The organism is Armatimonadota bacterium (genome assembly GCA_016223145.1).
Lineage (GTDB): Bacteria > Armatimonadota > Fimbriimonadia > Fimbriimonadales > Fimbriimonadaceae > Nitrosymbiomonas.
Genome location: JACRPN010000011.1, coordinates 161,928 through 180,231 on the forward strand (window position 1 = coordinate 161,928; position 18,304 = coordinate 180,231).

16 protein-coding genes are annotated in these 18,304 nt (G+C 61.3%); 7 read left to right on the forward strand and 9 right to left on the reverse strand.

Translation table 11 applies throughout. The annotated features are described in order from the left end of the window. Window positions 1–52: 52 nt before the first annotated feature. The 4 genes from HZC36_09460 (at window position 53) to HZC36_09475 (ending at window position 4,157) form a co-directional block, all read left to right on the forward strand. Window positions 53–340 carry a hypothetical protein gene (locus HZC36_09460; protein MBI5707200.1) on the forward strand — a complete coding sequence of 96 codons (288 nt, stop codon included), beginning with the start codon at window positions 53–55 and terminating at the stop codon, window positions 338–340. 304 nt (window positions 341–644) lie between these two features. Beyond that, on the forward strand, window positions 645–1,766 hold the full coding sequence (locus HZC36_09465) for an aminopeptidase (protein MBI5707201.1): 1,122 nt from the start codon (window positions 645–647) through the stop codon (window positions 1,764–1,766). A 42-nt stretch (window positions 1,767–1,808) separates the two neighbouring features. After that, complete coding sequence (locus HZC36_09470) at window positions 1,809–2,513, forward strand: DedA family protein (protein ID MBI5707202.1); 705 nt, start codon at window positions 1,809–1,811, stop codon at window positions 2,511–2,513. A gap of 126 nt (window positions 2,514–2,639) precedes the next feature. Further along, window positions 2,640–4,157 carry a YifB family Mg chelatase-like AAA ATPase gene (locus tag HZC36_09475; GenBank protein ID MBI5707203.1) on the forward strand — a complete coding sequence of 506 codons (1,518 nt, stop codon included), beginning with the start codon at window positions 2,640–2,642 and terminating at the stop codon, window positions 4,155–4,157. Here HZC36_09475 and fabF read toward each other — a convergent pair. The 4 genes from fabF to HZC36_09495 all read right to left on the reverse strand — a co-directional run bounded on the left by fabF (window position 4,152) and on the right by HZC36_09495 (window position 8,009). Next, entirely contained in the window at window positions 4,152–5,420 is a 1,269-nt protein-coding gene (gene fabF / locus HZC36_09480; GenBank protein ID MBI5707204.1) for a beta-ketoacyl-ACP synthase II, read from the reverse strand. The genes HZC36_09475 and fabF overlap by 6 nt on opposite strands. Further along, a complete protein-coding gene (locus HZC36_09485; protein ID MBI5707205.1) occupies window positions 5,417–5,662 on the reverse strand; it encodes an acyl carrier protein in 246 nt (81 codons plus the stop codon). Before HZC36_09485 ends, fabF begins: the two co-directional genes overlap by 4 nt. A 137-nt stretch (window positions 5,663–5,799) precedes the next feature. Next, window positions 5,800–6,744: a 1-phosphofructokinase gene (gene pfkB, locus HZC36_09490; protein ID MBI5707206.1), complete on the reverse strand. Its 945-nt coding sequence runs from the start codon at window positions 6,742–6,744 to the stop codon at window positions 5,800–5,802. Between the two features lie 227 nt (window positions 6,745–6,971). After that, a complete protein-coding gene (locus HZC36_09495; GenBank protein MBI5707207.1) occupies window positions 6,972–8,009 on the reverse strand; it encodes a quinone-dependent dihydroorotate dehydrogenase in 1,038 nt (345 codons plus the stop codon). A 200-nt stretch (window positions 8,010–8,209) separates the two neighbouring features. Here HZC36_09495 and HZC36_09500 point away from each other — a divergent pair, with 200 nt between their 5' ends. Both HZC36_09500 and HZC36_09505 read left to right on the forward strand, forming a co-directional pair. Further along, the gene (locus HZC36_09500; GenBank protein ID MBI5707208.1) at window positions 8,210–9,142 is read left to right on the forward strand and encodes a hypothetical protein; all 933 of its coding nucleotides are present in this window, start codon (window positions 8,210–8,212) and stop codon (window positions 9,140–9,142) included. A gap of 178 nt (window positions 9,143–9,320) precedes the next feature. Beyond that, complete coding sequence (locus HZC36_09505) at window positions 9,321–11,432, forward strand: DNA topoisomerase IV subunit B (protein ID MBI5707209.1); 2,112 nt, start codon at window positions 9,321–9,323, stop codon at window positions 11,430–11,432. Between the two features lie 3 nt (window positions 11,433–11,435). Here HZC36_09505 and HZC36_09510 read toward each other — a convergent pair whose 3' ends face one another. The 5 genes from HZC36_09510 to HZC36_09530 all read right to left on the reverse strand — a co-directional run bounded on the left by HZC36_09510 (window position 11,436) and on the right by HZC36_09530 (window position 16,536). After that, window positions 11,436–12,380 carry a M48 family metallopeptidase gene (locus HZC36_09510; protein ID MBI5707210.1) on the reverse strand — a complete coding sequence of 315 codons (945 nt, stop codon included), beginning with the start codon at window positions 12,378–12,380 and terminating at the stop codon, window positions 11,436–11,438. A 71-nt stretch (window positions 12,381–12,451) separates the two neighbouring features. Continuing rightward, complete coding sequence (locus HZC36_09515) at window positions 12,452–13,051, reverse strand: intradiol ring-cleavage dioxygenase (GenBank protein MBI5707211.1); 600 nt, start codon at window positions 13,049–13,051, stop codon at window positions 12,452–12,454. Window positions 13,052–13,246: 195 nt separating this feature from the next. Next, a complete protein-coding gene (locus tag HZC36_09520; protein ID MBI5707212.1) occupies window positions 13,247–14,167 on the reverse strand; it encodes a hypothetical protein in 921 nt (306 codons plus the stop codon). A 289-nt stretch (window positions 14,168–14,456) separates the two neighbouring features. Continuing rightward, window positions 14,457–15,938: a glycoside hydrolase family 32 protein gene (locus HZC36_09525; GenBank protein ID MBI5707213.1), complete on the reverse strand. Its 1,482-nt coding sequence runs from the start codon at window positions 15,936–15,938 to the stop codon at window positions 14,457–14,459. A 55-nt stretch (window positions 15,939–15,993) separates the two neighbouring features. Next, window positions 15,994–16,536 (reverse strand): hypothetical protein, encoded by a 543-nt coding sequence (locus tag HZC36_09530; protein MBI5707214.1) that lies wholly within the window; start codon window positions 16,534–16,536, stop codon window positions 15,994–15,996. A 185-nt stretch (window positions 16,537–16,721) separates the two neighbouring features. Between HZC36_09530 and HZC36_09535 the strand changes: the two genes are divergently transcribed. Then, a complete protein-coding gene (locus HZC36_09535; protein ID MBI5707215.1) occupies window positions 16,722–18,224 on the forward strand; it encodes a cysteine--tRNA ligase in 1,503 nt (500 codons plus the stop codon). The last annotated feature ends 80 nt before the right edge of the window (window positions 18,225–18,304 follow it).

Sequence of the window (18,304 nt, forward strand, 5' to 3'; positions counted from 1 at the left end):
GAGCAAGCCCGGCTTGCCCGAAACACACTCAACTTGGAGGTTGAAACAACAAATGAAGAAGTTCATGGCCCTGCTGTTTGCAGGCATTCTGTTCGGCGGCATTCTTGCCGGCTGCGGTGGCGGCGACACGGCACCTGAAGGCGGCGCTGGCGCGGGCGAAACCCCGAAGGCCGGTGAAGGCGCTACGGGCGGCGATGCTGCCGGTGGCGGCGAAGCTCCCAAGACCGACGCTCCTGCCGATGGCGGCGCGGCTGGCGAAGCTCCCAAGACCGAGGCTCCTGCGGGCGACGCCGGTGCGACTCCTCCGGCTGGCGATGCCAAGGCCGGCGAAGCGAAGTAATCCGAACCCTCGGATGACGACAGGCCCCGACGCCAATGGCGCCGGGGCTTTTTTGTGGACAGAGGGACTGAGGGACGGGGAGTGGGGAGGTGAAGGGATGAGGGAATTAGGGGGGTGTGGGAATTGAGGCGTTGGAGCATCGCGTATTGCCCATCGCGCATCGCGGTCTCGCCCCTCACCCGGTTCGCTGCGCTTACCGACCTCTCCCCCTCGGGGGCGAGGAGATATGCCCTTCGCGTATCGTCCATCGCGCATCGCGGTCTCGCCCTTCGCCTGTCGCGCTTCGCCAGGTACCCTCTCGTCCATGATCGATCCGCGCGTCACCAAGCTGGCGAAGCTGCTGGCCACCCATTCCACGGACCTTTCCGCGAGGGACTCCGTGCTGATCCATGCCTTCGACATTCCAAGCGAGGCGTTGGCGGAGATGGTCCGCGTGGCGCAGGAAACGGGCGCGAAGGTGGCTGTTCGAATCGAGGACAACCGGGTCAAACGCCAGCTCATGCTGGGCATGACCGAACCCAACGCCTCGCTCATCGCGGACATCGAGAAGCACGAGATGGAGCAAATGACCGCCTACATCTCCATGCGCGGCGCGGCGAACTCGATGGAAATGGGGGACGTTCCGAGCGACACGACGGCCATGTGGAGCCGCGTCTACGCCACGCCCGTGGTTTTCGAAACGAGAGTCCCCAAGACCAAATGGGTCGCGCTTCGGTGGCCCAACGGCGGCATGGCGCAGCAGGCCGGACTCTCCACACAGGCTTTTGAGGACTTCTATTTCGACGTCTGTACGCTCGACTACAAGAAGATGGAGCGCGCCTGTGAACCCCTCAAGGAGCTGATGGACAAGACAGACCACGTCAAGATCGTGGGTCCAGGCACGGACTTTGAGTTCTCGATCAAAGGCATCGGCTCTGTGCCCTGCGTTGGCCATCGGAACATCCCGGACGGCGAGTGCTTCTCCTGCCCGACCCCCGATTCGGCCAACGGCGTCGTTCAATACAACACCTCCTCGCTCTATCAAGGAAGCGTCTTCAAAGACGTTCGCTATGTGGTCAAGAACGGCAAGATCGTCGAGGCCACGGCGGGACCCATGACCGATAAGCTCAACCAGATCCTCGACACCGATGAGGGGGCGCGCCGTTTTGGCGAGTGGTCGCTGGGCTTCAACCCTTACGTGTTACACCCCATGCTGGACACGCTCTTCGACGAAAAGATCGCGGGCTCGTTCCACCTGACTCCCGGCAACTCCTATCCCCCTCCCGGCGGAAACGGCAATAAGTCGGCGATACACTGGGACAAGGTGGTCATTCAGCGGTCCGAGTACGGCGGCGGCGAAATCTGGTTCGACGGCAGACTCGTCCGCAAGGACGGCCTGTTCGTGTTGCCGGAGCTGGAGGGCCTGAACCCCAAAAACTTGGGATAGGCCCAACGTTTTCGTCTGGCGCACGTAATAAGTTCCAACACGATGGAATGGCTTCAGCAGTTGCTCGATTATGCGCTCCACTTGGACCGCCACCTTCTGGAGGCGATCCAGCAGTACGGGCCGTGGGTCTACGGCATCCTGTTCCTGATCGTCTTCTGCGAGACGGGGCTGGTGATTACGCCATTCCTGCCTGGTGATACATTACTCTTCGCTGCCGGAATCCTCGCCAATTCAAAAGGAGATGGGCTCAACTTCTGGCTACTTTGGGTCGTGTTCATTGGGGCAGCTCTCGCCGGGGACAACGTCAACTATCAGCTGGGAAGGCTCATAGGCAAGAAGCTCTTCAACAACGAAAAGTCCAAAATATTCAAGAAATCCAATTTGGATCAGACACATGCTTTCTTCGAAAAGCACGGCGGGAAGACCATCATCCTCGCCCGCTTCGTGCCTATTGTGCGGACCTTCGCGCCGTTCGTCGCCGGCATGGGCGCGATGACCTACATGCGGTTCTTGGGTTACAGCATCTTCGCCGCGTTTCTTTGGGTTGCCGTCTGTATGGGCGCGGGATACCTCTTCGGCGGCATCGAGGCGGTCCGCGAGAACTTCGCTTTGGCCGTTCTCGGGCTTGTGGGTTTTTCGCTGATCCCCTACGCCATCGAGTTCATCAAGTGGCGGGCGCGCAAAAAGCAGAACAGGGCCGCGTCCTCCAATCCAATCGTTGAGGCCGCACCTCCGGTGGGAGAGTAGAGGGACGAAGGGACCCTTGGACAAAGGGATTTCCAACCTACCAACCTTCGAGCCTGCCAACTTACGAACTGCACCGTCTCCCGGCCTCAGGCAGGAATTCTGCGCCTCTGCCTGGTACTGATTAGCATGATCGCGAAGGTTCACACAGCCGCCGTCGTCGGCATCGATGCGGCGCACGTGGTGGCCGAAATCGACCTTCGCGGGGCCCAAGACGCAAAGTTCATCATCGTCGGCCTCCCCGATCAGGCGGTCAAGGAGAGCCAGTTTCGGGTTCGCGCCGCCATCAAGAACAGCGACCTGGACTTTCCGGGACTGTTGGCCGTGGTCAACTTGGCGCCAGGCGACGTGCGCAAAGAAGGCACCGGCATGGACCTTCCCATCGCCATCTCGCTTCTCGCCGCGACGGAGCAGGTACCCAAGTCGGAACTCGAGGACACCCTGGTCCTCGGCGAGCTTGGGCTGGATGGCGTCGTCCGCCACGTGGACGGGGCCGTGAACTGTGCGCTGATGGCGGCGGAAATGGGCTTCAAGCGAATGATCGTCCCGGTGGATTGTGCTGCCGAAGCTGCGGTCGCGCCGGGCATCGAAGTGTTTGGCGTCAAGTCCCTTCTCGACGCGGTCCACCTGCTGAACGGGAGCCTTGAGTTCCGCCCCACCCGGTTCGAGATGCTCGATCCGAGCAACTCGCCCGCTTACGCGGTGGACTTTTCCGACGTGAAGGGTCAGAAGCACGCCACGCGTGCGCTAGAGATCGCCGCCGCGGGTGGCCACAACATGCTGATGGTGGGCCCTCCGGGCTCGGGCAAGACCATGCTGGCGCGACGCCTGCCCACGATCCTCCCTCCTCTCACCCTTGAGGAGAGCATCGAATGTACGCGGGTTTACAGCGCCTCGGGCCAAAAGGGCGGCAAGAGCGGCCTGATCTGGGAGCGCCCGTTCCGCTCACCGCACCATTCCGCAAGCTATGCGTCGCTGGTGGGGGGCGGCAAGTTTCCCAAACCTGGGGAGGTGAGCCTAGCCCACAAGGGCGTTCTGTTCCTAGATGAAATGCCCGAGTTCGACCGTTCCGTGCTCGAAGCGCTCCGAGAGCCGTTGGAGGACGGCAAGGTCACGGTCTCACGCGTCCAGGCGACACTGACCTTTCCAGCGGAGTGCATTCTGATCGGCGCGATGAACCCCTGCCCGTGCGGGTTCAAGGGCTTGCCAGAGCAGAAGTGCATCAGCAGCCCGGCGACGTGCTCAAGGTATTCCGGGCGCATCAGTGGTCCATTGCTGGACCGCATTGACTTGCATATCGAAGTGCCGCGCCTGAAGCCGGATGAACTGGTCGAGATGCCCGCCGGAGAGAAGAGCGAGGCGATCCGGGCAAGGGTCATGGCGGCCAGGGAGCGCCAGCACAACCGGCTCGGCAAGCCCAGATTGAACGCCCAGATGACGCCGCGTGAGCTTCAGGAGGATCTGCCGCTCGATGACGCCTGCAAACAGTTCCTGCGCAATGTGATGTCGCGGATGAACCTCTCGGCGCGGGTGTATGATCGGATCCTCAAGGTCGGGCGCACGATCGCCGACCTGGCCGGAGACCCCGACCTAACGGTCAACCACCTGGCCGAAGCGGTGCAATATCGGGAGCGGATAGAGCTATAGCTTCCTGAACACCAGAGCCACGTTGTGGCCGCCAAACCCGAAGGAGTTAGAGAGGGCGACGTCGCAGTCGGCTTTTCGGGCCTTGTTGGGAATATAGTCCAGGTCGCACTCGGGGTCCGGTGTCTCGAGATTGATGGTCGGGGGAAGAACCCCATCGCGCATCGCCAAGATGCAGATCAGCGCCTCGATCGCCCCGGCAGCGCCGAGCGTGTGGCCGATCATGGACTTTGTGCTGGAAACCGGGACCTTCAGCGCATGCTCTCCGAAAACGCGCTTGATCGCCGCCGTTTCAAGCTTGTCGTTGAGCTGCGTCGAGGTTCCGTGCGCGTTGATGTAACCCACTTCTTCCGGCTTGACCCCTGCGCGGTTCAGCGCCATCTGCATGGCCCGGGTGGCGCCGCTGCCTTCAGGATCGGGCGCGGTGATGTGGTAGGCATCGCCGCTCATGCCGTAACCGACAACCTCGGCATAGATTTTTGCGCCGCGGGCTTTGGCGTGGTCGTAATCCTCCATCACAAAGACTGCCGCGCCCTCACCCATGACGAACCCATCCCGGTTCAGGTCGAAGGGCCGCGAAGCGTGCTCAGGATCGTCGTTCCGGGTGCTCATCGCTCTCGCCGAGCAGAATCCCGCCAGACCGATCGCGTTGATCGGCGACTCGCTGCCTCCTGCGAGCATGGCGATCGCGTCGCCCCTCTTGATGATGTGGTAAGCGTCGCCAAGGGCGTTCGCGCCCGTCGAACAGGCCGTCACCACACAATGGTTTGGACCCTTAAGGCCGTGTTTGATCGACACGTAGCCACTCGCCATGTCGGGGATCATGTAAGGCACCAAGAACGGCGATACGCGGTCCGGAGACGGGTTGTCCGGCCCGTCCTTGTAAAGCCGCTTCACTTGCTCGTCCATAAAGGTCAAGCCGCCTATACCTGAACCGATCAGGACGCCAACGTGGTTCGCCATGTCGCCGGAAGTATCCAGCGACGAGTCTTCGAGCGCCATGGTGGCGGCGCCCACAGAGAAGGCGATGAAGCGGTCGACACGCCGCGCCTCCTTGGGTTCGAGCCAACGCTCTGCCTCGAAGCCCTTGACCTCGGCGGCGATGTGCGTAGCGAACGGCTCGGGATCCAGCAGCGTGATCCGGCCGATCGCGTTTTCACCGGCGACGAGTCTGGGCCAGAAGATTTCGACGCCGACGCCCAGCGGCGTGATGGCGCCGACACCCGTGACGACGACCCGCCCGCTCGGACGGGGAGTTTCGGTCATACGCCCTTTTTCTTGCAGATGTACTCGATGGCGTCGCCAACAGTACGGATCGCGTTGACCTCGTCATCGGGGATGTCCACTCCGAATTCCTCTTCGAGGGCCATCACCAGTTCGACCGTATCCAGCGAGTCCGCTCCCAAGTCCTCCTGGAACGAAGCGCTCTCAACCACTTCCTCTTCCTTGCAGCCGAGCTTTTCGACAACGACCTTTTTCACACGTCCAACGATTTCTTGCTTGTCCATAGTTGCAGACGCCTTTCGGCGCACCTTTCTTGGATTCGCCCTAAAGACGCATGTCTTCGAGCTTCGCTCATTATGGTCAAGATGCCCGCTTCGGGGCACGGTCTTGTGGCCCAAAACCGCGACTCGTGGAAAAAAGCTCAGGCGTCCAGCTTGTGTCTTTCGATCTTCACATGGGGCAGAAGTTTCTCGATCACGCCCCGCCTTCCAATCTCCGCGCCAGAGGTTGTGGCGGTGGCTGCGCCCGCAGCCATCCCCCATGCGAACGATTCCACCAGGCTGCGGCCCGACTCGATAGCCCAGAGAACCGCCGCGACCATGGAGTCGCCGCTGCCAATGGTGCTTCGCGCTTTGATCTGGGGCGGGTAGCCGTCGAACGCTCCTTCCGAACACACCATGGATGCGCCGCCCGCGCCTCGCGAGATGATGGCGATGGCGACGCCGGAATCGTAGAGCGTCTTCGCCGCATCGAGACACTGAAGCTTAGTGCGAACCGGGGTCTGCAGCAGCCGCTCAGCCTCGTGGGCGTTGGGTTTGACTAAGTCTGGACTCGCCTCAAGGCCCAGTTTGAGGGGTTCGCCATCCGCATCGAGCGCGACCCTCGCGCCCGCTGATTTGAAGAGCTTGCAGAGAGTGGCAAATGCGTCGGCGGAGATGCCCGGGGGGATGGAGCCGCCAATTGTGCCCCACTTGGCCTGGATCGCCGCATCCTTGCAGACCGCCAGCAGAGCGTCCCATTCTTGTTCGTAGAGGATCGGGCCGCGCTCGTTGAAGGTGGTCGGCGGCACGCTGCCGTCATCGGCCTCGATGTTGATATTAATACGCGTTTCGCCAGGAACATCAACGAACCCGTGCGGCACGCCCTCGCGGTCGAGCACCGTGCGCACGAAGCCACCGGGGCCTCCGCCGAGGAACCCGGTGGCCCAAGTCTTGGCGCCCATCTCCTTGGCGACGCGGGCCAGGTTCACGCCTTTGCCGCCCGCGTCGGTCTCGGTCCTGAGCACGCGATTAGTGTCGCCCAACTTGAGTTGGTCGACAAAGAGTGTTCGGTCAACGCTTGGATTGAGCGTGACGGTAACGATCATCGGTTCGCGCCCTCGAACAGGAAACGGGAGATTACCGAAAGGGACGGGTTCAGTCGCTTGTTCCGTTCCCGCAAATAGGTCTGAATGCAGGATAGGGGATAAAGGGACGAAGGGACGGAGGGACGCAAGGGAGCGGAAAGATTAGGGGATGATGGGACGTGGGGGTGGGAAGGGTGAGAGACTTTGGGAGCGAAGCACCGGCGAACCGGTAGAGGGGATCTGCGCGCTTAACTTGGCGCCGAACCCCGGATTGATGCAAGATCCTCGATCCCTTCACGATCCAGGATCCCCGAGAGCTCGCGCAGGATTCGGACCGCCGTGTCGGGCCCCCCATAAACCCATCCCGTATAAACCTGGCAAAGGTGGGCGCCCGAGCAGACCCGTTCATAGGCATCCTTGCCCGAACCGATGCCGCCGACCCCGATCAAGATCATCTCCCGTTCACACGAAGAGAACAGGTGTCTCATAAAGTCGTTCGCTAACCTAGTAATTGGTTTTCCGGAGAGCCCTCCCTCGAGTTGGGGATCGCGCCGGAGGACGTCGCGTCGGAGCGTCGTGTTGGTGGCGATCAGTCCCGTGAGATTGGCTTCGTGTGCGACCTCGATGACCTGATCCAAAGCTGAATGCTCGAGGTCCGGCGCGACTTTGACGAAGAGCGGCCGCGTGGCATCCACCTCTTTCATAGAGGATAGGATATCTAGCAAGGGCCCCTTTTCTTGGAGGGCTCGAAGTCCTGGCGTGTTCGGTGAGGAGACGTTCACTACGAAGTAGTCGCCGAGGGTGTGGAGCCGTTTGAAGCTGCGCTGATAATCCCTGGGAGCGTCTTTGAGTTCCGTGATCTTGCTCTTTCCCAGGTTGATGCCAATGGGAATGGCAGGTTGGGAGGCGCTCAAACGCTGGGCCATCGCCTGGGCGCCCTGGTTGTTGAACCCCATGCGGTTGATCAGCGCTTCCTCTTCTGGAATCCGGAATAGGCGGGGCCCGGGATTGCCTGGCTGCTGTAGATAAGTCACCGTGCCGAGCTCGGCGAAGCCGAACCCGAAATCCTCCCAACGGTCCGCGGCGACGGCGTTCTTGTCGAAGCCGGCCGCCAATCCGATCGGGTTTGAGAAGTGGACGCCGAACAAGGTCTGTGCGAGCCTGGGGTCCTCGTGTTTGCGAGAGCGAAACGCGCCGCTGGCGATCAGCGCCAGACCAGCCTCATGAGCAAACTCCGGATCGCACCGAAAGGCGAGCGGCTTGAGGAGCGATCCGTAAAGGTCCATGGTCCAAGGGGATTATGGCGGGAGGAGTGGGGGGGAAGGGGAGAAAGGGTGAGAGGGGAGAAACGGTGAGTGGGAGAGGTGGCAAGCGACCTCTACGATTTCTGCGGATCACTGCGTCTCTGCGAGAAAGCACGATGCGCCTCTGCGTGATAGCATCCAAAGGAACCGAAACTTCCGCCCATGGAAGTACATTGGCAGAGATGACTCCGATTCTTGCTTTGCTCCTGCTGGCTGTGGCAAAACCGGCCGGCTACAGTCTCGATTTCCGGCTATCCGCCTTTCACGAGCTCTATTTCGCCGCGCGGTCAGGGGATACGGGCCTTCCCGAATCCGTAAGGAATGCCGGATTGGCGGTCAGCCCAGACGGGCGCGGGCTGTTCTCCGGCATGGCCGTCGATGGCGTCGCCTCCAACGCGACCTCGCCCGAGGACTTCCACAAGCGCTGCGACTCCCTTCCCGAGACGCTCACCATTGCGGGCAGGGAGCTTAAGCCCCGTGAGGCTGCCAAGAACCTCGCGAACGCCCTCATTACCCTGAGCCCCAAAGACCGCCAGATGCCCTATGAGGCCGCGATCCAGTCGCTCACTGAAGCCAAAGAACGGCTGGAAAGGACCTTCAAGGAGCATCCCGATTTGCTCGAATTCACCCGCGCCTCGCTCGGCATTGGGAAGAACTTGGACGCCAAGGTCCCCGTGATTCTGGTCTCCCAAATGCCGTTACCGGGCGCTGCAACCTACGAGAACGGGCCGAAAAAGGGGATCTGCGTCGTCTCCGTCTCGGCGGACCAAGGGAACCTCTTCATCGAGACCGTGCTGCACGAGTCCATCCACGCGCTTCTGGAGGCCTCCAAGGGCAAGCCGAGCCACCTGGCTACGCTGGAGGAAGCGTTCAAGAAGGCCGGCAAGGCGGGCACCCGCGCCGCCTCGGAGGCCGAGCACGCGATCATCTTCGCCCAGGCTGCGGCGTCATTGCGCAAGGTTTTTGACCCGAGGCACAAGGGCTATGTTGTCGAGCGGGGCCTCCTCTCACGCCTTTCAGCCACCGGCAAGAAGGCGTTCGAGGTCTGGGGACAGGTGATAGAGGGAAAGCTGAAGGTCGAGGAAGCCATCAGTGGGATCGTTAGTGCAGGTTGAGCGCGGTTGAACCGTTGTTCGACCAATCGCCAGTGACCGCCCCCGAAGACAATCTCGACCTTTCGATACAGCACCCATTTCAGGTACAATTTCGTCTATTCCAAGGGTCAAAAACCCCATCTGAAAAGGGGGTTTGACCGGGTATTGCCCGGGCCCAGAGAACCAAGACAGAAAGCCTATGCCGGAACAAGACGAGCCGATCCAGAACCCGAATCCCGAGCCTGCCGCGGAAGAGACCGAGTGGGTGGATACGCCCATGGAGGAGTACACCGAGGAAAGCATTCAGGTCCTCGAAGGGCTTGAGGCCGTCCGAAAGCGCCCCGGCATGTATGTGGGCGACAACGCCAAAAAGGGTCTGCACCAGATGTTCCGCGAGGTGCTGGACAACAGTGTGGACGAGGCGCTGGCGGGCTTCTGCGACAAGATCGACGTCCAGCTCTATGAAGACGGCTCGATGAGCGTGCGCGACAACGGGCGCGGCATCCCCGTGGGCATCCACGAAAAGATGGGTGTCTCGACGCTCACGGTCGTCATGACCATGCTCCACGCGGGCGGCAAGTTCGACAACCAAAGCTACAAGACCTCTGGCGGCCTGCACGGCGTGGGTGTGAGCTGCACCAACGCGCTCTCCGAGTGGCTTATCGCCGAGGTCAAGCGCGACGGCAAGATCCATCGTCAGCGCTTCGAGCGTGGCAAGCCCGACGGCGACGTGAAAATGATCGGCAAAGGCGAAGGAACCGGCACGTTCGTCCACTGGAAGCCGGATGCCGAGGTTCTTACCGAAACCAACCACGACGTACACATCGTCAAGAACCGTCTGCGAGAGCTGGCGTATCTGAACCCGCAAGTCACCTTCACCTTCACCAGCGAGATAAACCACGAAGACGACGAGATCTTCCACTACGAAAAGGGCATCCCGCAACTTGTGGAGGACGTGAACGAGGCCAAGGACTCGCTTCACAAGGTCATCTATTTCAAGAAGCGCAAGGACGGCACGGAGCTCGAAGTCGCGCTGCAATACCACGACGGCTACAACGAGACGATCCTGGCGTTCTCGAACAACATCCACCAACCCGACGGCGGAACGCACGTTTCGGGCTTCAGCCAAGCGCTCACCCGCGTGGTCAACGCCTACGCGCGCAAGATGAACTTCCTAAAGGAAAAGGACGGCAATTTCAGCGCCGACGACGTGAGCGACGGTCTGACCGCCGTCATCTCGATCCGCCTGCCCAACCCCAGCTATAACTCGCAGGACAAGGTCAAGCTGGTCACCCCCGAAGTGCAGGGTCTTGTGAACTCCCTGGTCGGCGACGGGCTCTCCACCTATTTCGATGAGAACCCGGCCGTCGGCAAGCGCATTGTCGACAAGTCGATGCTGGCGCAGCGCGCCCGTGAAGCCGCCAAGAAGGCCGCGGAAGCCGTCAAGCGCAGCTCGGCGATGGACAGTTTCGGGCTACCCGGCAAGCTCAGCGACTGCGTGAGCAAGAACGCCGCAGACTGTGAGCTCTTTCTCGTGGAGGGCAACTCCGCAGGCGGCTCGGCCAAGGGAGCGCGCGACCGCGTGACCCAAGCGGTTCTGCCGCTTCGAGGGAAGATTTTGAACGTCGAGAAGACCCGCGTCGATAAGGCCCTCGACAACGAGGAAATCAAGTCGTTAATCGCGGCGCTCGGTGTCGGCATCGACATCAACCTTGGGCGCCATCACGACGAAGATGAGGAAGATGGCAACCTGTTCGCGGGTGGCGAAGCCCCGCTGCACGCGGTCGAAGCGGCCACCAAAACCAACGGCGCAGCGAAGAACGGCAGGGACGTCGGCCTCGACCTGGCCAAGCTCCGCTACGACAAGGTCATCATCATGACCGATGCGGACGTCGACGGCGAGCATATCCGCACGCTGCTCCTCACCTTCTTTTACCGCTATATGCGCCCGCTTATCGAGCAGGGCCACGTGTATCTGGCCCAGCCGCCGCTCTACATGCTCAAGGTGGGCGCCAACGAGCGGTACTTTGCACAAGATCAGAAGGAACTCGACGAGCTGATCAAGACTGTGAAGAAGAAGAACTACACGGTCCAGCGGTTCAAGGGCCTGGGCGAGATGAACGCCGATGAGCTTGAGGAAACCACCATGAACCCCGCCAACCGGAAGATGCTTCAGGTGAAGCTGGACCCCGAGTTCATGGCCGAGATCGAGCGGCTGTTTAGCGACCTGATGGGCGACAAGGTGGAGCCGCGCCGCGCGTTCATCGAGCGCCACGCCAAAGAAGCGCTGAACGTCGACTGGCACTATTGATGCCTATGCTGCGGACGCCACGCGCTTGTAGTCGCCCGACATGATCCGGTCAAAGGCGCCCGCAAGAACCCAGCGCTCAAGCTCTTGCGCGCGGTGCACGGGCATCGGGTGGGTCATCCACGAGGACATCAGCGTGAAGATGAGAACTTTGCCGATGGCGTCCAGACCGGTCACGTCCTGATAGGCGCGCGCCTGGTCCATGAACGCGTCGCGGCTCATCTCGTTCGCCAATCGGCTCGGGCCACCGGCCAGGGCCAAGTTCGCGTCGAGCGAGACCCCCAAGTTCTGGGACACGAGCAGGCCCGCGCGGTCGGCGGTGATCTCGGCCTGGCGGGACCACTCGTAGAACGCGAGCATCAGGCCCACGCTCGCCACGTCGCCAAGGCCGAATGTGCGCCTGCCAATGGCCTCAAGCAAGGGGATCAGCACCTGGGCGACCGATTTGTAGAGGACGTGTCCTGCCTTGATATGGCCAAGTTCGTGGCCGATGAGATGAAACAGTTGCTCATCGGTCATTGTGTCGATCATCGAAGAACGGATGGTGATGTAAGGTCTTTCGACGCCACCGGCGAAAGCGTTCGGAAACGGGTTGTTCGTGACGTAGAGTTCCGGCTCCGGCATGTCGAGCACGGCGCTCGATTCGCGCAGGATTTCGTAAAGGGTCTTGAACTGATTCGGCCCGCAGCGCACGGCCTGCGCCATGTTCCAACAGTACATCCAGCGGTCGATCCCCAGCTCATAGAACTTTTTCACGATTTGGGGCAGCAGCGGCACCTTCTTCAGGGAGTCCAGCGCCAAACGGTCGGTATCGGCGATGAACGTCTCGGCGGCGATGTCCTCAAAGCGCCTTCGCTTCGTCGAGGTCCTTTGGGTCCCCTGACCCTTCGTCCCTTGACTCTTGGTCCCTTGGGCCTTCGACCCTTCCGGCTTCTTCTTTTGCGTGGCCATTTGGATTCAGGATACGCCGAATCGGCGCCCCGGATGCCGAGGGAGGGACCAAAGGACCCGCCTGGCCGCGGCTATCGCCTTACAACGAAGTCGAAAGCCCCTTTGCGTCCATCCTTGTCTGGAGCCACCTTCATGACCAGTCGACGGTCGAAGATGCCGTCGCGCGCGTTCTGGGGCTCGTCGGGAAAGTAAAGCTGCGTCGTAAGGACGCTCGCGTTCGGCGCCTGGACCTTCACATGGATGTGGCGCGTTCGACCCGGGTACACGCCAGGAACGATGGTTTCGAGCTGGAACTTGCCCTCCGTATCAGTGAACTGATGGCCCCTCAGCTTGAAGCCATTGTTGTCATAGACGCCCTGTGCATCGCAGTGCCAGAAGTCCAGCAGCGCTTTCGCGATCGGCTTTCCGTTGGTGCCGAGCACGCGCCCACCTACCATGAGCACCGTGCCCTCGGTTGCCTTTTGCCGCAACGACTTGCGCTCGGGCGACTTGGGCTTGAAATAGGGGCCCTCGGTCTGCTCGGGAGTCGGTTCGTCGGCGTCGGGCGCCTCGGGCGTCAATTCCAACGCTTCAAAGGCAAAGAGCTTTGAAGCCAAGCCGAAGGGTGCCGCACCGATCGCCCCGATCTTCAGGATGGACCGACGGGTGGAGGAGGAAATCTGCTTTCTCATGATGGGTTTCCTATTGGATGCAAATGCGGGTCGCTGAGGATACTACGGACCTCCGCCCTGGATGAAGGCCCGTAGCAGTCTGGTTGAAGCTCCGCCGTACCCCTCACCCGGTTCGCCAGGGCTCACCGACCTCTCCCTCAAGGGGCGAGGTGGACCTCTAAAAAGCGGAGGCGGGCCGTAGGGTGAGGTCGTGAGTTACAGGCCGCCCGGACTTCCCGGTGGCGGACCCATCCGCATCTCCTCGAAATTGAACTCCTTGCCCAGCATCGCCTTCCACTTGGATTTCTCCGCGTCGGAGAGCGCGGCCAGGATCTTGGCGTTCATGTCCTTGCGCGACTTCTCCATCTTCGCGCGCATCTCTTCCATGCGCCGACGCATCTCATCGGGGTCGCCGAGGCCGCCGCGCTGGCCGCCGAAGTCGGGCCGGTTCGCTTCCATCGACTTACGCACGATCTCGGCGATCTGTTCGCGCTTCTCTTGGCTCAGGCCAACCTTGTCGGCGACGTCCTTTCGCTGAAGCGCCTGCGCGCCGTCGAGCTGAAGGGCCAATTCATGAAACCGCGTGTACTGGCTCTCGCTGAGGATCGCCTTGACCTTCTGGTCGAGCTCCTTCTCGCGCTTCTCCATTTGCTGAGGGTCGAAACCTCCCGGACCGCCCGGTCCGAATCCGCCGCCAGGACCGCCCTGCGGGGGACCTCCCTGAGGAGGACCTCCCTGGCCACCGCTGAAGCCACCACCTTGGCCGCGTCCAGGAGGGCCGCCTTGCCCACCGCCAAACCCGCCACCTTGCCTGCCTCCCGGGGGACCGCCGAAGTCGCCTCCGCCGCCTCGTCCGCCAAACCCTTGGCCTCCGGGGCGCAGCAGCGCGTCGATCTTATCGGCCTGGTCTTCCGAGAGCTTGAGCTCCTTTCGCACGTCCGGCCGCATCAGGATTCCCGCGCCCCCGGCGCCGGGACCCATCATCATCCCGCCGCGAAAACCGCCGGGGCCCTGCGGGGGACCACCGAAGCCGCCCTGGCCAAAGCCGCCTCTTCCCGGAGGGCCGCCTTGGGCGAAGGCATAACCGCTTGCGAGCACCATCGCCGCCAAAACTGCATGGATTGTCTTTGCTTTCATCTTCATTCTCCTTGAGGCTCCGAGAAACGAGCGATCTCGGGATTCCTGGCCCATTCAACGCGCCGGTTGTGAAAGGGCAATGAAAATGGGGAGGGATCGCGATAGGCGATAGGCGATAGGCGAAGGGCGAAGGGCGAGGGGCATTGGGGAATTGGATCAGCAGAGAGTCGAGGTGGGCCATCCGAGGAGTCCGGTAACTCCCTCTCCCCTCGTGGGAGAGGGACCGTGAACGCAGTGAACGGGGGTGAGGGGGACTGGGTCCGGAAGGTGAAACAGGAGTCCAGGTCCCTCAGTGCCAGATCGACTTCAGTATCCAAGAGTCCAGCCTTGGAAGCTTGAAGCTGGCCCCGGTTGCCTCCAGCCGCAGGACGGGGCTCGATTGGGGCTGTCCATTCGGAACAAAACACCCGGCCAACGTCACCATTCCCCCGCAAGCGAAGGCCTCTACGCTGGTCCTGTCGAAGATAATGGCCAAGTCGATGGGATCATCGCCTTTTGGCAATGGCGCCTCTCGGCCCTGGCAGGTCAGAACCCCCTTTGCAAAGTCGAGGGACACCACTGCCGAGCCCAGAGTCAACCTCAGCGAACCGGTCTTCGACCGGTCGACGACCAGTCGAACCTCTAGCAGGTCCCCAGCCCCGAAAGCAAGAGCTTCTGCAGCCTTTAGGACCTGATTCCTCTTGGAAACGGCCGCGGATCGGAGCCTGGAGAGCTCGCGAATGGGGGCCATGCAGACCCTTGGGCCTTCCGGCGTTTCCCGCAGGGCCATCTCACGCGGAATGCTCATCTGCTGGTTGAAGGGCATACCGGGGTACTTGCCGCCCTGCATCCAGGAGATCTGGATCCGGCGGCCCTTTGGCTCGTCGCTGTAGGTCTGCGCGGCGTAGCTATTGGGGCCCCAGTCGGCCTGCAATACCTCAGTTTCGGGCTTGAACGACTTGCCGTCGAAGCTCCCGATCTGGTACCTGCCGTTCGCGGCCCAGAAGACCCATTTGGAGGAGGGTGGAGGTGTGGAAGTGTGGAAGGGTGGGAGTTCGGCGGTCGAAGGCTCTGCGTAGTCTCCTGCGTGCTTCCTACCCGCCACACCTCCACCCTTCCACCCATCCACCCCCAGAGGAAAGAAGTCTGGGCATTCGCCACAGCCGGGCATCTGGACGTCGCAGAGCTTGGTCCAGGACTTCAGGTCGGGAGAGGAGAAGAGCGCATAGTCGCTGGCATCCAAATACAGCGCCATCACCCATCGCTTGCTCGGAGCATGCCAGATCACCTTTGGGTCGCGGTTCTCGGCTCGGACGTGGGAGAGAACCGGGTTGCTGTCAAACTTCGTGAAGGTACGGCCATTGGTTGAATAGGCCAGGCACTGCGTGAATGGCTGGCCCTTGGATTCGGGGTTCGTACCTCCCGCAGCGGTGTAAATGCAGACCAGCGGTGGCTTTCCCTTGCTCCCAAACCCGGTGGTGTTGGCGCGGTCTACGACCGCCGAGCCGGAGAAAATCGTGCCGAGGGCGTCGGGCCGGATCGCTTCGTCGAGCTGGGTCCAGTGGACCAGGTCCTTGCTGACGGCATGCCCCCAGGTCATGTTGCCCCACGCGGTGCCGAAGGGGTTGTGCTGGAAGAAGAGGTGGTATTCGCCCTTGAAGTAGGCCAAACCGTTCGGGTCGTTGGTCCAACCGGTCTTGGGAGTGAAGTGAAACTGGGGGCGAAGGGATTCTTGGTAGATCGGAGTTTGCATGAGGTGGAGGGCGGTTGCCAGGAGGAACGGCAGGAGCATGATATGGGATTCGGAACTAATCAGAGCAGACCTGCCAAGACCGAGCGGAAGAAGCCTAACAATCGTCCGAAATGGTTCGACTGGACTTGCCGTTCTGACGAACTTTCCACTTCACCGTGTAGCTACCGCCGGCGTCAGAACCCTTCATTGAAATGTTAAGTGTCCTGCCGTCCTTTGAAATCGACGCCGTGACGTATTCTTGGCCCAAGTTAGGATTGATGAGGTCGTTGTAAAGGAACTTCGAAACACTCCACATCTTTCCATTGACTGAAACTTCAAGGGAGACCAACTCGGATGCAGTCTTGAGGGTATGCAGCGCGGACTTGACAGCGATTTCTTCGCGGCTGTAGCCGTCATAGCCGAAAAACAGCCGCTTCTTTTTGCCGTCGAGGAACCCAGGGAGATAGAGTCCATCTGTTCCTTGCAAAGGCACCCAAAGGACCTTTCGTCCCCTCAACTTGAAGTCCTCGACGTGAAACTTGACGGAGTAGGTGTGCCCGTTCTGCTTCCCAGAGCACGTGTAATCGTACGGCCCGTTCCAGTTGTGCTGAAAACCAACCAAGGCCAACAGGGTGGCAACCAGCGAAACACTGCTCATTCCACTGGTTCAGACGGTCGCTTGTCTAGCTTGGTTACTTGCCACTTAGGCACGCCTAAGCTGGATCATTCTGGTGCAGACAGCGAAATGATGGTCGATCGGTCGTCAAGGTGCATCCGTCTTCTTCATCACCCCATCATCTCCTCATTCCATCATCCCCACCCTCCGGTATCCTATTGGCTCCCATGAGCGAGCGCCAATTCAAGCTGACGGACACACTGTCCCGGACCAAGCGCCCGCTTGAGTGTCTGGAGCCCGGGCACCTCAAGTTCTATACCTGCGGACCGACCGTCTACTCCTTTGCCCACATCGGCAACTTCCGGAGCTTTCTCACGGCCGACCTGGTCGTACGCACGGCGAAGGCGCTGGGCTGGAAGGTCACCTGGGTGAGCAACATCACCGACGTCGGCCATCTGACCGACGACGACGTCGCCGACGCCACGGGCGAAGACAAGATGGCAAAGGCGCTACACAGCAAGGATGGCCAGCGCTTCCACAACGCCTTTGAACTGGCCGAGTACTACACCGAGGCCTTCAGGGAGGACTGGGACCGACTGAACCTGAACGAGCCGGATGTGCGTCCCAAAGCGACCCAGCACGTGCGCGAGCAGATCCTGCATACCGAGGAACTGGTCCGCCTTGGCCATGCTTACGAGACCCCGAGCGCGGTTTATTTCAACGTCGGCAGCTTCCCTGGCTACGGCAAGCTGAGCGGCAACACCCAAGACAAGCTGATGGAGGCTGTGCGCGAGGTGGTCCAGGACACCAACAAGCGCACTCAGGCCGATTTCGCGCTTTGGAAAAAGGACGACAAACATCTGATGCAGTGGTTCAGCCCCTGGGGCTGGGGGTTCCCGGGATGGCACATCGAGTGCTCTGCCATGGCGCGCGCCTACCTCGGCGACCAGATCGACCTGCACTCGGGCGGCGAGGACAACATCTTCCCGCACCACGAATGCGAGATCGCACAGACCGAGGCGCTGACCGGAAAGGCGTTTTCGAGGTACTGGCTCCACACGCGGTTCCTTTTTGTCGAGGGGCAGAAGATGTCCAAGAGCCTTGGGAACTTTTACACGGTCCGCGACCTCGTGGACGGCAAGGGCGCGAGCCCCTTGGCGCTGCGGTATGCGCTGATCAGCCAGAACTATGGAACTCCGCACAACTTCACTCTCGACCTGCTGAAAGATGCGACGCAGAAGGTGGAGCGCTACCGGCTCTGCGAGCAGGCCGCGGAGACCGCGCTGAAGGCGGGTCGAGAGGGCGAGGATGCCTTGGGCAATGAGCTGGATGCCCTCTATGGCGAGGCGCTCGACGCGATGTGCGACGATCTGAACACGTCGGTCGCACTCGCCAAAGCGCTGGAAGGCACGCGCGTTATCCTTCGCGAGGCAGACACGATGAGCAAGGCATCGGCCGGGTCCGCAAAGCGGTTCCTGGAGAGCATCAACGGGCTGCTGGGGATCGTGCGGCATGACCGCGCCGTGGCCGAGTTTGAGTTTGGCGGCTCTGCCGCGGCTTCGAGGCCAGATGAGGCGCACATTCAGGCCAAGATCGTGGAGCGCGCCGAGGCCAAGAAAGCCAAAGACTTCGCCAGGGCCGACGCCATCCGCAAAGAGTTGGACGAGCAGGGAATTGAACTGCGAGACAGCCCCGAGGGCACCACTTGGCGGTGGAAGGGGCAGTTCTAGGGAGCGATGCGTGATGGGCGACGGGCGAAGAGCGAAAAATCTGGACTGGCGCATCGCGTATCGCATGTTCCGTCAGGCGT

Bases quoted from the DNA above. Each gene is read 5' to 3' on its own strand.
- HZC36_09460 (MBI5707200.1), top strand. From the start codon at position 53: ATGAAGAAGTTCATGGCCCTGCTGTTTGCAGGCATTCTGTTCGGCGGC.
- HZC36_09465 (MBI5707201.1), top strand. From the start codon at position 645: ATGATCGATCCGCGCGTCACCAAGCTGGCGAAGCTGCTGGCCACCCAT.
- HZC36_09470 (MBI5707202.1), top strand. From the start codon at position 1,809: ATGGAATGGCTTCAGCAGTTGCTCGATTATGCGCTCCACTTGGACCGC.
- HZC36_09475 (MBI5707203.1), top strand. From the start codon at position 2,640: ATGATCGCGAAGGTTCACACAGCCGCCGTCGTCGGCATCGATGCGGCG.
- fabF (MBI5707204.1), bottom strand. From the start codon at position 5,420: ATGACCGAAACTCCCCGTCCGAGCGGGCGGGTCGTCGTCACGGGTGTC.
- HZC36_09485 (MBI5707205.1), bottom strand. From the start codon at position 5,662: ATGGACAAGCAAGAAATCGTTGGACGTGTGAAAAAGGTCGTTGTCGAA.
- pfkB (MBI5707206.1), bottom strand. From the start codon at position 6,744: ATGATCGTTACCGTCACGCTCAATCCAAGCGTTGACCGAACACTCTTT.
- HZC36_09495 (MBI5707207.1), bottom strand. From the start codon at position 8,009: ATGGACCTTTACGGATCGCTCCTCAAGCCGCTCGCCTTTCGGTGCGAT.
- HZC36_09500 (MBI5707208.1), top strand. From the start codon at position 8,210: ATGACTCCGATTCTTGCTTTGCTCCTGCTGGCTGTGGCAAAACCGGCC.
- HZC36_09505 (MBI5707209.1), top strand. From the start codon at position 9,321: ATGCCGGAACAAGACGAGCCGATCCAGAACCCGAATCCCGAGCCTGCC.
- HZC36_09510 (MBI5707210.1), bottom strand. From the start codon at position 12,380: ATGGCCACGCAAAAGAAGAAGCCGGAAGGGTCGAAGGCCCAAGGGACC.
- HZC36_09515 (MBI5707211.1), bottom strand. From the start codon at position 13,051: ATGAGAAAGCAGATTTCCTCCTCCACCCGTCGGTCCATCCTGAAGATC.
- HZC36_09520 (MBI5707212.1), bottom strand. From the start codon at position 14,167: ATGAAAGCAAAGACAATCCATGCAGTTTTGGCGGCGATGGTGCTCGCA.
- HZC36_09525 (MBI5707213.1), bottom strand. From the start codon at position 15,938: ATGCTCCTGCCGTTCCTCCTGGCAACCGCCCTCCACCTCATGCAAACT.
- HZC36_09530 (MBI5707214.1), bottom strand. From the start codon at position 16,536: ATGAGCAGTGTTTCGCTGGTTGCCACCCTGTTGGCCTTGGTTGGTTTT.
- HZC36_09535 (MBI5707215.1), top strand. From the start codon at position 16,722: ATGAGCGAGCGCCAATTCAAGCTGACGGACACACTGTCCCGGACCAAG.